This is a genomic window from Dactylosporangium sp. McL0621, from assembly GCF_049995355.1.
Lineage (GTDB): Bacteria > Actinomycetota > Actinomycetes > Mycobacteriales > Micromonosporaceae > Dactylosporangium.
Genome location: NZ_CP188259.1, coordinates 2,978,342 through 2,990,970 on the forward strand (window position 1 = coordinate 2,978,342; position 12,629 = coordinate 2,990,970).

Consider the following 12,629-nt stretch of genomic DNA (forward strand, 5'->3'; position numbering starts at 1 on the left):
TGAGCTATCTGATGCCCGGCCCCTCCGCTCCGCTCCGGACCGGTCATGGCTGCTCCTCCAGGGCCCGCACGGCCAGGGTCTCGACGCGGCGCACCAGGGCCTCGGCCGCGGCCGCGGGCAGCCGGGCGGCGTCGGTGAACACGGTCAGCAGCAGCCCGTCGCCCTCGTCGTCGATGTCGACGCTGAGCGGGTCGAACGGGTCGTCCTGGGCGACCGTCCAGCGGAACGAGCCGGGCGGCGCGGCGCGCACCGTCTCCGCGGACGGCACCGGCCCGGCGAAGCCCTGGCGGCTGGCGACCCGGCGGTCGTTGCACCACAGGCCCGCGTCCGGATCGGCGCCGGCCCGGGCGAAGGCGGCGGCGACGGCGTCCGGGTCGAGGTACGCGTACTTGTAGGCGGACATCGCGGCGCCCCCGACCCGGCGCAGCGCCTCCGCGAACGGCACCCGGACGTCGACCGCGCACAGGCCGCGCTGGGCCACCATCGCCACGACCCGCTCGAAGCCGCGCCGGAACCGGTTGCTCACCATCGGCCGCAGCACGGCCGGCCCGTCGCCGGGCAGCGCCTGGGCGAGCAGCGTCATGAGGACCTGCGAGGAGTCGGCGTCGGCCCGCTCCGCCAGCGCGTGCACGGCGAGGGGCAGCGCGGTGCTGCGGAACTCGCCGCGCAGGTGCGGCCCGGAGTCCACCGCGGCCGCGCGCGGCAGGCGGGCGATGGTGCGCTCCCAGTGCCGCAGCGCGGACGCGTTCTGCCGCCGCCCGGCCTCGCTCGCCTGCCACCGCGCCTGTTCCAGCGGCGGGGTGCCGGTCTCCGCCGGGGCGTCCGCGCGGGCGGCGACCTCGGCCAGGAAGATGCGCCCGCCCAGCCCGTCGGTGACCAGGTGCGGCATGACGGTGGACAGGTGCGAGGGGGCGCCGCGGTGGCGGACCACGCCCATGCGGATCGGCCACTCCTCGACGAGGTCGAAGGGGCGGGCGCGGTCGCGGGCGTCGAGGGCGGCCACGAACGCCTCGGGATCGTCGCCGTCCGGGCAGTCGTACACGTCCAGCCCGACGGTGCCGCGGTCGGCGACGCTCTGCAGCGGGCGGCCGCCGGCGTTGCGCAGCCGGGTGCGCATCGGCTGGTACCGCCGCATGATCCAGCGCAGTTCGGCCTCGACGTCGCCGAGGGTGGTGCCCGGGGCCAGCCGCGACCAGCCGCCGATCGGCAGCCAGGAGCGCTGCCGGCGCATGGTCAGCCAGATCTCGCGCTGGCCCCAGGACAGCTCGCCGAGCCCGGCCCCGTCGCCGGCGAACCGCACCGGGACCCGCCGGGCCGGCACCAGCGGCCGGGCCGGGGTGGCCAGGTCAGGCATGGGTCATCGCGGCCAGGTGGCGCTGGCGCATGAGGAACTTGCGCACCTTGCCGGTCGGGCCGAGGACGAGGTCGTCGTCGGGGAACACGACGACCTTGCGCAGCGTCGCGGCCGCCGCCGGGGTCAGCGCCGCGCGGACCGCCGCGGTGTGGTCGGCCGCCGGGTCGGCCCCGGCGTGCAGGGACAGCAGCACGTCGGTGACGACCGGGCCCGCGGGCGTGCGGGCCGAGACCACGGTGCAGTCGCGCACCTCGGGCACGGCGCGCAGGATCCGCTCCTCCGACATGGCCGTGTAGAGCCACTCGCCGCCGCCGAGGTCGACGGAGTCCACGGCCCGGTCGACGTGGTAGTAGTAGCCCTCTTCGTCGCGGTACATGAGGTCGCCGGTCAGGTAGTAGCCGGCGAGGCGGTTGCGGTAGGTGTTGACGTGGTCGTTCCAGTAGCCGGGGGCGAGCGTCGGCGCCTTGAGCCCGAAGTGCCCGACCGTCCCGACCGGCACCTCGGCGCCCGTCGCGGTGTCCAGCAGCGCGACGTCGGCGAACACGTGCGGGACGCCGACGCAGCGGCCGTACCGCTCGGTGTCGGTGCGGTGCGTGATGTGGAAGGCGGAGTGGCCCATCTCGGTCGAGCCGAGGCCGTCGACGAAGCTGGAGCCCTTGACCCGCCGCACGCCCTCGCGGGTGACGACGTTGCGGCTGCCGGCGGCGACGAGGTGGCGGATGTGCGGCTCGTGCGCGCAGTCGCCGGTGTTGAACCACAGCGACACCGAGCCGACCTCGTGCGCGTCCAGGTCGTAGCGGGCCAGCTCGGCCCAGGTCACGGCGAAGCCGAACACGCCGGTCGGCCGCCACCGCTCGATCGCCGCCAGCACCTGCGCGCCGTCGTCCTGCCGCGACAGGAACAGCAGCTCCGAGCGGTTGCTCAGGGCGTGGTTGATGGTCATGATGCCGGCCGCGTGCGGGGCCGGCAGGGCGCTGAGGATGCGCTCGGTGCCCTGCGCCCGGGGGCCGTTGAGCCGGATGCGGCGCGTGGCGTGGAACAGGCTCGCGTGCGAGTGCACGACCGCGGTCGGCATCCGGGTGGTACCGGAGGAGTGCGTGATCGCGATCGGGTCGTCGTCGTGGTGGCGGAACGCCACCGGCGCGTCCGCGGGGTCGCCGGTGCCGGTCTCCGCGACATCGTGCACGGCGATGCCGCCGAGATCCTCGCCCGCGAGCCGGTCGCGGTGGGCCTCGTCGGCCAGCAGCGCCACGCCCCGCAGCTTGCGGATGTACTCGGCCGCGATCTCCCCGGGGATGTTCGGGTTCATCAGCGCCGGAACGGCGCCGAGCCAGGTCAGGCCCATCCAGTTCAGGAAGCAGTCGGCGGCGCCGCTCACGTAGATCGCGACCGGGTCGCGGCGGCGGATGCCGGCCGCGTGCAGCCAGGCGGCGCGGGCGGCGGCGCGGGTGTACAGCTCGCCGAGGGTCAGCCCATGCCACGCCGGGAACCCGTCGACCGGCGTGTCGAACGCCATGCCGGGCCCGTCCAGCGGTGCGCCGTGCTCGATGAGCTTGTGCAGCACGTTGCCCGCCCCGACGCTCGGGTCGGCGGCGAGCGCGGCCCGGATGTTCACAGACGCCATGGAGCTCTCCTCATCTCTGTCCAAGTTTCGCGACGTCCTCGACCGCGGCGCGCAGCTGCGCCCGGCTGGGTTGCAGCGCCAGGTCGAGCTCGCGGGCGAACGGCAGTACCGCCCCGTCCGGGCGGGTCACACGGCGCGGCGGCGCGACGAGGCGCATCCCCTCCGCCGCCGAGGCGAGGATCTCCCCGGCGATGCCGCAGGAGCGGTTGGAGTCGTCGGCGACCACGAGCCGCCCGGTGCGCTCCAGCGACGCGGCCAGGCCGGCCCAGTCGAAGGGGTGCAGCGTGCGGGGGTCGAAGACCTCGACGGAGACGGTACCGGCGAGCTCGTCGGCGACCGCGAGGGCGTCGTGGACGAGGTGGCCGACGGCGACCACCGTCACGTCGTCGCCGGCGCGGTGGACGCGGCCGACGCCGAGCGGGATCGGCTCCAGCGCGGCCGGGTCGACGTCGGCCCGTACACCGATCGCGCCCGCGGGGGCGAAGACCACCACCGGGTCGTCGTCGCGGATCGCGCTCACCAGCAGCCCGTAGGCGTCGGCGGGGGTCGCGGGCACCACGGTCTTCACGCCGACGTGGGCGAAGAGGCTGTACGGGTGGTCCGAGTGCTGCCCCGCCCAGCCGCCCCGCGAGCCGGAGCTGGGCAGCAGGTACGTCACCGGCACCCGCGTCTGCCCGCCGGTCATGAGCGAGAACTTGTGCGCCTGGTTGGCGATCTGCTCGAAGGCCAGGAACAGCAGCGCCGGGATCTGGAACTCGATCAGCGGCCGCTGCCCGGCCAGGGCCGCGCCGGTGGCGAAGCTCGTGAACGCCTGCTCGGAGATGGGCATGTCCACGACCCGGTCGGAGCCGAACTTCCTGTGCAGCCCGGTGGTCACGTTGCTGACCGCGACGCGCACGTCCTCGCCGAACACGCACACCGCCGGGTCGCGCTCCATCTCGGCGGCGATCGCCCGGTTGAGCGCCTTGAGGTACGACAGGATCGTCACGCCGCACCCGCCCGCACCCGCAGGCCGTCGGCGTAGAGGTGCTCGAGCGCCCCGGCCGGGTCCGGCGGCGGGCTCTGCCGGGCGAAGCGCACGGCCGCCTCCAGCACGTCCTCGACCTCGGCGTCGATGCGCGCACGTCCGGCCGGGTCCAGCCGCGCGCCCTGGATCTCCACCGGGTCGCGGGCCGTGCCCGCGGCGACCTCGGCGTCGGTGCGGTAGCGGGGCCGGGCCGCGTGCTCCCAGGTGTGGTGCGCGTCGAACCGGTACGCGACGCACTCGACAAGCGACGGCCCCTCCCCGGCCCGGGCGCGCTCGACGGCCGCGGCGGTCGCGGCCAGGACGACCCGGGGATCGGTGCCGTCCACCGTCGACGCCGGGATGCCGAAGGCCGCCGCGCGCCCGGCGACGGTGCCGGCCACCGCGTCGGCGACGCGGGTGGTGGTGGCGAAGCCGTTGTTCTCGCAGACCAGCACGACCGGCAGCTTCCACAGCGCGGCGAGGTTGAACGTCTCCAGCACCACGCCCTGGCTCACCGCGCCGTCGCCGAAGTAGGTGAGCGCGACGCGGTCCAGCCCGGCGCGGCGGGCGGCCCAGGCGGCCCCGGTGGCGATCGGCACGGCGGCGCCGACGATCGCGTTGGCGCCGAGGATGCCCAGCGAGAAGTCGGCCGCGTGCATGGACCCGCCGCGGCCGCGGTTGAGCCCCGTGGCCCGGCCGGCCAGCTCGGCCATCATCCGTGCCGGGTCCGCGCCCTTGGCCAGCACGTGCCCGTGGCCGCGGTGGGTGCTGGTGATGACGTCGCCGGGCCGCAGCGCGGCGCACGTGCCGGCCGCGATGGCCTCCTGCCCGAGGTACGGGTGGATCCCGCCGACGATCGTGCCGTCGCGGACGAGCTCGATGGCCCGCTCCTCGAACCGGCGGATCAGGCGGACGGTCCGGTACAGCCCGGCGTCGTCGGTCACGTCGGCGTCCCCTTACGCCGCGACGGTCTCGGCCGCGGCGGCGTCCGGCGCCAGGGCCTCGATCTGCGCGAGGATGCCGCTCCACAGCCTCGTCCGCGCGGCGAGCGCGAGGTTGACCGTCTCGGCGCACTCGCTCCACCTGGTCTCGTCGTCGCCGCACAGGTCGGTGACCATCTGCATCGCCATCGGCGTGTGCTGCTCGCCGTCGACCTCGATGTGCCGAGCCAGGTAGTCCACGAACGTGTCGAGCCGCCCGACCTGCTCGTTGACCTTCACGACCTGCTGGAACATGTCGGGGATCAGGTCCTCGCGGCCGAAGGCGAACGCGGCCGCCTGGCAGTGCACCGGCGCGGTGTCGATGAGGTGCCAGGTGAGCGCGACGAACTCGGCCGCCGGCGCCGGCACCGCGGCCCGCTCCATCGCGGCCGGCACCGGGGTCCCCGCGCGGAGCAGGCCGATGAAGCCGTCGATGGCGGTGCGGTCGGCGCCGGCCTCGGTCATGCCCTCGAGGTACAGCTCGAAATGGCTGATGAACCCGCCGCGCAGCTCGTCGCTCTCCTCGACCAGCACGATGTCGTTGATGAGCCGGCGGCTGCCCGTCGGCCCGGTCGGGATCCACGGCACCTCGACGCACGTGAGGTTGCGCTGCAGCGACTTGAGCAGCGACATGAAGTCCCACACGGCGAAGACGTGGTGCTCCAGGAACGTGCGCACGGCCGGCAGGCCGGTCAGGCGGGCGTAGATCGGGTGGGTGACGACGTCGGTGCGGGCGCTCGCGATGAGCTCCTCGAGCCGGTCGATGCCGGGGTGCCGACGGCCCCAGTCGTAACGGGACATGTTCGCTCCTTCGGGGTTCAGGCGTTGCGCCACAGGACCGGGCAGAACTCCGGGTCCGCGTAGTCGGGCCGGCCGTCCGCGGTGCGGCGGACCAGGACGTCGTGGTTGTACTGCACGAGGTCGCCGTTGGAGAGGCGGAACGGGCGGTACTCGTTCGCGCCCGGCTGCAGGTGGAACGAGATCGCGCGGCGCGGGCGGGCGCTCACGTTCGCGCCGCTGCCGTGGTAGGTGCGGCAGTGGTGGAAGCTCATGTGCCCCTTGGGGATGACCATCGGCACCTTGCGGACCACGGCGCGGTTGTGCTCGGCGTTGCGCTCGAGCATCCGCTCCAGGTCTTCGTTGTCGCGGTCGGCGAAGTGCCGCGCGGTCGAGTCGTTCGCGCCGATCTCCTCCCAGCGGTGGCTGCCCTCGACCATCGTGATGGTGCCCATCTCCACGCCGCAGTCGTGGAACGGGATGAACGCGGTGAGCATGTCGTCGGACGTGCACGACTGCCAGTAGTGCCGGTCGAAGTGCCACGGCACGAGGTTGGAGGGCTCCCCGGCGATCGGCGGCTTGTAGATGAGCGTCGACTGGAACACGCGGATCTCCGCGGCCCGGGCCAGCCGCGCCGCGACCGCGCCGACGATCGGCTTGCGCAGGATGCGCGCGATGTCGGCGCTCTCGTAGTGGATGTAGTCGTTGTGCCGCTGCACCGGCCCGTCCTCGGGCCGCCAGTAGGCCAGCCGCGGCGGGCGCGAGGGTAAGACGCGCGAGCGCTCCCCGGCGTAGAACCGCTCGCTCGCCGCGACGAGCTCGTCGACCTCCTCGTCGGTGAAGAGCTTGCGGGTGAGGTACCACCCGTTGCGCGCGTACGCCGCGACCTCCTCGTCGCTCGGCAGCAGCGCGAGGTCCTCCTCCGGCAGCGCAGAGTCGCGTGAGACGGAAACGGTCACAGGACGGTCCCTTCCGAGAGTGTGGTGTCGCGGACCGCCGCGAGCTCGCGCTCCTTCGCCGCGTACAGCGCGGGGATGTTGCTCGTGCCGAACGTCCGGGCGCCGTGGCGGTCGATGAGCTCGTTGAAGTACGTGCGCCGGATGTGCGTCGACTTCGCGAAGATCTGGTACATCTGGCCCCAGTGGTCACGGTCGACGAGGATGCCCAGCGGCCGCAGGTCGGCCACGGGCACGTCGGTCTCGCCGAGGCGGGCGGAGAGCATGTCGTAGTAGCTGCCCGGCGTCTGCGCGAACTCGACGCCCCGCTCGCCCAGCGTGCGCACCGCGGTGACGATGTCGTGCGTGCTCAGCGCGAGGTGCTGCACACCGGCGCCCTCGTGCCAGGCCAGGAAGTCGTCGATCTGCCCCGCGCGGCGGCTGATGTCGGGCTGGATGAGCGTGAACGTCACCCCGCCGGACGGGCTCTGCACCACCTTGGAGTGCATGCCCTGCTCGCCGACCTCGATGTACTCCTGGAAGATCATCCCGAAGCCGAACACGCGCTCGTAGTAGGCGACGGTGCTCTCGAGCTCGCCGGCCGGCAGGCACACCGCGGCGTGGTCGACGGCGTGCAGCAGGTCGCCCTCGCCCGGCCCGGCCGGGGCCGCCGACATGTCGACCAGGCCCGGCAGGAACTGCGGGTCGGCGCGGTCGCGCTGGACGAGCCGGTGCGTCACGTCGCCGAAGCCGGACACCTCCGCGACCACCACGGTCGAGCCGCCCCGTGTCACCGCCTGCGGCGCCGACACGGGGGTCGCGCCGGTCGCCACCGCCTCCGCGAACGCCGCCCGGGCGTCGGTGCACCCGAACGCGACGATCGCGACGCCGTCGCCGTGCTGGGCCACGTACCGGCTCGCCCGGTGCCCGCCGCTGAGGCCGGACGTGAGCAGGATCCGGATGTCGCGCTGGCCGAGCAGCACGCTGCGCTGGCCGGCGAGGCCGGTCTCCGGGCCGCCGTGCCCGTACACGTGGAAGCCGTACTGCGCGCAGAGCTGGGCCGCCGCGGCGCGGGCGTCGCCGACGTACAGTTCGACGTGGTCGGTATCGAGGATTTCCATGTGCGGTCCCTTTCAGGCTTTCGACCACTGCGAGCCCGGCGGCCCGAACACGAGACTCACGTTGTGGCCGCCGAAGCCGAAGGAGTTGGACAGCGCGTGGGTCACCGGCGCGGTGCGGGGCGTGCGCAGGTGGTCCAGGTCGCAGGCCGGGTCGGGCTCGTCGAGGTTGTGCGTCGGCGGCAGCACGCCGCGGCGCAGGGCCTCCACCGTCACCGCCGCCTCGGCCACCCCCGAGGCGCCGAGCATGTGCCCGGTGACGCCCTTGGTGGAGCTGACCGGCGGGGTGTACGGGCCGAACACGGCGCGGATCGCGAGGGACTCGGCGACGTCGCCGAGCTTCGTCGAGGTGCCGTGCGCGTTGACGTACCCGATGTCGGCGGGCGTGAGCCCGGCGTCCGCGACGGCGCGGCGCATGCACTCGGCGGCGGCGGAGCCGTCGGGGCGCGGCGTCGTCGGATGGTGCGCGTCGTTCGTCGCGCCCCAGCCGAGCAGGTCGGCGTGGCGGGCGGCGCGGCGGGCGTCGGCGTGCTCGGGGCGCTCCAGGACGACCACCCCGGCGCCCTCGCCGAGCACGAGGCCGTTGCGGCGCCGATCGAACGGGCGGCTCGCCTGGGTCGGGTCGGCCCAGCCGCGGGCCAGGGCGCGGGCGTTGCCGAAGGTGTCGGCCAGGGTCGGGAACAGCGGGGCCTCGCTGCAGCCGCACACGACCACGTCGGCCTCGCCGCAGCGCAGCAGCCGCAGGCCCTCGCCGATGGACTGGGCGCCGGCGGCGCACGCCGTGCCGACCGAGGAGCTGAAGCCCTGCAGGCCGTACTTCATCGCCACCCGGGCCGCGCCCATGTTCGGCAGCATCCCCGGCAGCAGGTACGGGCTGACCCCGGCCCGGCCGCGCTTGTCGCGCTGGACCGCCTGCGCGTCGAGGGTGGCGAGGCCGCCGGTGCCGGAGACGATGACGGCGACGCGGTAGGGGTCGACGTCGCGCCCGGCGACGATCCCGGCGTCGGCGAGCGCGGCCTCGGCGGCGGCGAGGGCCATCACGATGTACCGGTCGACGAGCCGCGCGTCGGGGCCGGGCAGCACCGAGAGCGGGTCGATCGGCGGCCCGAACGCGGCCACCTCCACGGACCCGGCCAGCGGATGGTCCGGCGGCGGGCCGGACAGCCCCGAACGGCCCTCGCACATCGCGTCGAAGACCTCGGCGGCGGTACCCCCGACGGGCGTGACGAGCCCGATGCCGGTGACGGCCGCGTGCGCGTTCATGCTGTACCTCCCGATAGGAGCACCGCGGTGGCGGTGCCGCCGCTGACGTCGATGAGCAGGACCCGCAGCGCGTCCCCGTCGGCGACCAGGCCGCGCGCGGCGTCCAGGCCCGCGGCGGAGTCGCACAGGCAGCTGACCGGCCCGGTCAGCCCCCATTTGGCGGCGATGTGGCCGAGCACCGCGTTGGGCACCGACTGGAAGAAGAACAGCGGGCCGACCCGCGCGCCCTGGTCCACCGCCCGGGCGACGTGGGCGGCGCTGTCGATGTCGCCGACGTCGCTGACGAGCACCAGCGCGGTGTCGGGCTCCGGGCCGGGCGCCGCCTCCAGGCAGCGGCCGGCGACGGCGGCCACGAGCGGGTTGAACTCGGAGTGCACGAACCCGGCCAGGCGCGGCGGTGCGGCGTCCGCCGGCCACTCGGCCGTGGCCAGCACGCGCAGTCCGGGGGTCGCTAAGCCGTTCACGGCGCGGCGCCCAGCAGCAGCGCGGTGTTGGCCCCGCCGAACGCGGCGTTGAGGCTCAGCGCGTAGGCGGGGGCGGCCGCGCGGGGCTCGAGCACCAGGTCGAGCCCGCACTCCTCGTCGGGGCCGAGGTACCCGGCGTTGACCGGCAGCCGCCCGCCCCGCAGCGCGTGCAGGGTCACGGCGAGCTCGAGCACGCCGGAGGCCTCGAGGGCCTGGCCGTGCAGGGCCTTGGTCGACGACACCGGCACCACGGCCGCGTGCTCGCCCAGGGCGGCGTGCAGGGCGAGGGTCTCGGCGGCGTCGCTCGGGGCGGTGCCGGAGCCGTGGGCGTTGACGTACCCGACGTCGCCGGGCCCGATCCCGGCCCGGCGCAGGGCGCCGGCGACGGCCCGGGCCAGGCCGCGGCCCTGCGGGTGCGGCCGGCACGGGTGGTGGGCGTCCCCGGCGCGGCCCCAGCCGGCCAGGCGGGCGAGCGGGTCGGCGGCGCGGGCCTCGGCCGCGGCCGCGGACTCCAGCACCACGGCCCCGGCGCCGTCGCCGAGCAGCAGGCCGTGCCGGTCCGCGCTGAACGGGCGGACCTGCCCGTCGGCGGCGAGGGCGCGGCCGGCGTCGAAGAGGGCGTACTGGTCGGCCTCGACGAGGTAGCCGCCCGCGACCACGATCCGCTCGGCCTCGCCGCGGGCGATGATCCCGGCGGCGTCGGCGATCGCGGTGCTCGCCGCGACGCAGGCGGAGGTGTAGGCGCGGGACGGGCCGAGGCCGGTGTTGCGGGCGAGGGCGGCCGCGAAGGCGTGGCCGCCGTGGCGGGGCCGGTCCGCCGGGGCCGAGCGGGCCAGCCGCGGGTCGCCGTGCACCGCCAGGAACAGCGGCGCGGCGGCCCGCTCGGCCGGGCCGAGCTTGGCCTCGTCGCAGGCCTCGTCGACCAGCCACCACAGCTCGTCGTCGAGGTCCGGCTCGCCCGGCAGCGTCGCGGCGACGCCGACCCGGCGGCCGGCCACGTCGAAGCGGGTGACGGGCGCGAACGCCGGCCGGCCGGCGTCCAGGCCGGCGGCGAGCGCGCCCATGCCCCGGCCGAACGCGCTGAGCACGGCCACGCCGGTGATCAGCACGTCGGTCCTGCCCTTGCTGTTCACGGCGTCACCGGGCGCCCGTCTGCGCACTCAGCCCGGCCAGGACCGCGACGGCACCGTCCACGGTGGACATGCTGGCCAGCTCCTCGTCGGAGAGGTCCAGCACGGTGCCGTAGTGCTGCTCGAGCTGGTGGATCAGCCACGCCAGCTCGAGGGAGTCGATCCCCTCGGCGACGTCCTCGTCGCGCCGGTCGCCGTAGGTGGCCAGCATCGCGACGACCTGCGTCCGGGTGGGTGGCTGCGGATCGGTGGCGCCGCTCGGTGCCGAAGGTGCCACGTCAGCTGCCCGCGGTCGCCGCGGCGGCCCGGCGCTCGGCGACGGCGGCGACGAACTCGCCGACCGTCATGCCGGCGAGCTTCTCGGCCTCGTCGTCGTCGAAGCGCACCCCGAAGCGGTCCTCCACGCGGACCGCGAGCTCGGCGAGCGACAGCGACTCGAGGTCGGCGCCGGCCGGGCCGAGCGCGGTGTCGTCGTCGATGTCGTCGGTGCTGTAGTTCATCTCGGTCAGCGAGTCCAGGAAGAACTGGCGGATCTGGTTCGTCTCGTCGCTCATGCCTCGGTGTTTCCTTCCTTCACGGACGCCGCGACCAGCAGGGCGCGGTCGCGGACGAGCTTGCCGGTGGCCGTGCGGGGCAGCTGCTCGACGACCCGCAGCACGCGGGGGCGCTTGAAGGCGGCCAGCCGCCGGGCGAGCTCGGCCTGCACCTGCTCCGCGGTGGCGTCCTCGCGCAGCATCACGTACGCCTCGACGGCTTTGTCGAACGTCACGACGGCGGCGGCGACGCCGGGCAGCGCGGCCAGGGTGTGCTCGACCTCGGTGAGGTCGACCTTCAGCCCGCCGACGGAGACCTGGGAGTCGTTGCGGCCGTGGATGCGCAGCCGGCCGGTGCCGGGGTCGACGGTGCCCGCGTCGCGGGTGTGCAGCCAGCCGCCGGCCCAGCGGGTCGGGTCGGACAGGCCCAGGTACGGCGACTGGGCCAGCGACACGAGCAGCTCGCCCCCCTCCTCCCGCACCCGCAGGCCGGGCGCGGGGGTCAGGGCCGGGCGGTGCTCGCCGAAGAGGTCGGTGGCGATGACGCCGACCTCGGTCATGCCGTACATGTTGCCCAGGCGCACGCCGAAGCGGTCCGTGAACGTCTCGTACACGGCGGCGCGGACGAGCTCGCCACCGGTGGTCATCCCGGCCAGCTGGGGCAGCCGCGGCGGCGTCGGCCCGGAGGCGAGCAGCTCGATGTGGAACGGCACGCCGAGGATCGTGGTGGGCTCGGGCCCGGCGGCGACCGCGGCCAGGATGCCGTCCGCGGTCATTCGGGCCGGAACGATCACCTGGGCCCCGGCGTGCAGGCCGTACAGGAGGCCGCCGACGAGGCCGAGCACGTGCACCATCGAAGCCAGGCAGACGATGCGCTCGCCGGGCTGGGGCACGCCGGGGCCGATGGCCACGTACCGCTCCAGCTCCTCGACGAGGTTCGCCGCGGTCCGGGCGATGACCTTCGACGGCCCGGTCGAGCCGGAGCTGAGCTGGACGAGCGCGTGCGGGGTGTCGGCGCGGCGGCCGGGGTAGGTGGCGACGCGCTCCTGGACGTCCTGGAAGCCGCGCAGCGGGCCGCCGGTGGCGTGCTTGGCGGACACGACCGCCTGCGGGGCCAGCCGCTGCAGGGCGGCGTCGACCTCGAACGGGGTGAGCCGGTGGTCGAGCAGGGCCGCCCGCGCGCCGAGGCGCCAGCAGGCCAGCAGGTTCGCGACGAAGGCGAGCGACGGGGCCAGGCAGATGGCGACCGAGTCGCCGGGACCGTGCGCGCCGATGCCGGCCGCGGCCAGCACCGCCTGCCGCTGCTCGACGAGCTCGCGCAGCGCGGCGCGGGTCACCGGGGCATCGAGGACCAGCGCCGGCGCGGCCCCGGGGCGCGAGGGCCCGGCCAGCAGCACGTCGTCGACCCAGCCCGGGTCGAGGGCCGGTGCGGTCACCGCACACCA

At 75.2% G+C, this 12,629-nt stretch carries 13 protein-coding genes; all 13 read right to left on the minus strand.

Translation table 11 applies throughout. The features are described 5' to 3' along the window. Window positions 1–43: 43 nt before the first annotated feature. Complete coding sequence (locus tag ACPPVO_RS13940) at window positions 44–1,354, minus strand: condensation domain-containing protein (RefSeq protein WP_426511624.1); 1,311 nt, start codon at window positions 1,352–1,354, stop codon at window positions 44–46. Then, a complete protein-coding gene (locus ACPPVO_RS13945) occupies window positions 1,347–2,978 on the minus strand; it encodes a class I adenylate-forming enzyme family protein (protein ID WP_426511625.1) in 1,632 nt (543 codons plus the stop codon). The genes ACPPVO_RS13940 and ACPPVO_RS13945 overlap by 8 nt, the downstream gene beginning before the upstream one ends. 10 nt (window positions 2,979–2,988) lie before the next feature. After that, window positions 2,989–3,966, minus strand: coding sequence for an alpha-ketoacid dehydrogenase subunit beta (locus ACPPVO_RS13950; RefSeq protein WP_360376666.1), 978 nt, complete (start codon window positions 3,964–3,966; stop codon window positions 2,989–2,991). Beyond that, the gene (locus ACPPVO_RS13955; protein WP_426511626.1) at window positions 3,963–4,928 is read right to left on the minus strand and encodes a thiamine pyrophosphate-dependent dehydrogenase E1 component subunit alpha; all 966 of its coding nucleotides are present in this window, start codon (window positions 4,926–4,928) and stop codon (window positions 3,963–3,965) included. The genes ACPPVO_RS13950 and ACPPVO_RS13955 overlap by 4 nt, the downstream gene beginning before the upstream one ends. 12 nt (window positions 4,929–4,940) lie before the next feature. Continuing rightward, window positions 4,941–5,765: a DUF3050 domain-containing protein gene (locus ACPPVO_RS13960; RefSeq protein ID WP_426511627.1), complete on the minus strand. Its 825-nt coding sequence runs from the start codon at window positions 5,763–5,765 to the stop codon at window positions 4,941–4,943. Window positions 5,766–5,782: 17 nt separating this feature from the next. After that, window positions 5,783–6,700 (minus strand): phytanoyl-CoA dioxygenase family protein, encoded by a 918-nt coding sequence (locus ACPPVO_RS13965; protein ID WP_426511628.1) that lies wholly within the window; start codon window positions 6,698–6,700, stop codon window positions 5,783–5,785. After that, on the minus strand, window positions 6,697–7,797 hold the full coding sequence (gene hppD / locus ACPPVO_RS13970) for a 4-hydroxyphenylpyruvate dioxygenase (protein WP_426511629.1): 1,101 nt from the start codon (window positions 7,795–7,797) through the stop codon (window positions 6,697–6,699). Before hppD ends, ACPPVO_RS13965 begins: the two co-directional genes overlap by 4 nt. Window positions 7,798–7,809: 12 nt before the next feature. Next, window positions 7,810–9,057: a beta-ketoacyl-[acyl-carrier-protein] synthase family protein gene (locus tag ACPPVO_RS13975; protein WP_426511630.1), complete on the minus strand. Its 1,248-nt coding sequence runs from the start codon at window positions 9,055–9,057 to the stop codon at window positions 7,810–7,812. Continuing rightward, window positions 9,054–9,521 (minus strand): beta-ketoacyl synthase chain length factor, encoded by a 468-nt coding sequence (locus ACPPVO_RS13980; RefSeq protein ID WP_426511631.1) that lies wholly within the window; start codon window positions 9,519–9,521, stop codon window positions 9,054–9,056. The genes ACPPVO_RS13975 and ACPPVO_RS13980 overlap by 4 nt, the downstream gene beginning before the upstream one ends. Continuing rightward, complete coding sequence (locus ACPPVO_RS13985) at window positions 9,518–10,585, minus strand: beta-ketoacyl-[acyl-carrier-protein] synthase family protein (RefSeq protein ID WP_426514624.1); 1,068 nt, start codon at window positions 10,583–10,585, stop codon at window positions 9,518–9,520. The genes ACPPVO_RS13980 and ACPPVO_RS13985 overlap by 4 nt, the downstream gene beginning before the upstream one ends. 73 nt (window positions 10,586–10,658) lie before the next feature. Continuing rightward, on the minus strand, window positions 10,659–10,862 hold the full coding sequence (locus ACPPVO_RS13990) for a hypothetical protein (protein ID WP_426514625.1): 204 nt from the start codon (window positions 10,860–10,862) through the stop codon (window positions 10,659–10,661). A gap of 67 nt (window positions 10,863–10,929) precedes the next feature. Continuing rightward, the gene (locus ACPPVO_RS13995; protein WP_360376651.1) at window positions 10,930–11,205 is read right to left on the minus strand and encodes an acyl carrier protein; all 276 of its coding nucleotides are present in this window, start codon (window positions 11,203–11,205) and stop codon (window positions 10,930–10,932) included. Continuing rightward, complete coding sequence (locus ACPPVO_RS14000) at window positions 11,202–12,620, minus strand: class I adenylate-forming enzyme family protein (protein ID WP_426511632.1); 1,419 nt, start codon at window positions 12,618–12,620, stop codon at window positions 11,202–11,204. Before ACPPVO_RS14000 ends, ACPPVO_RS13995 begins: the two co-directional genes overlap by 4 nt. Window positions 12,621–12,629 lie beyond the last annotated feature (9 nt).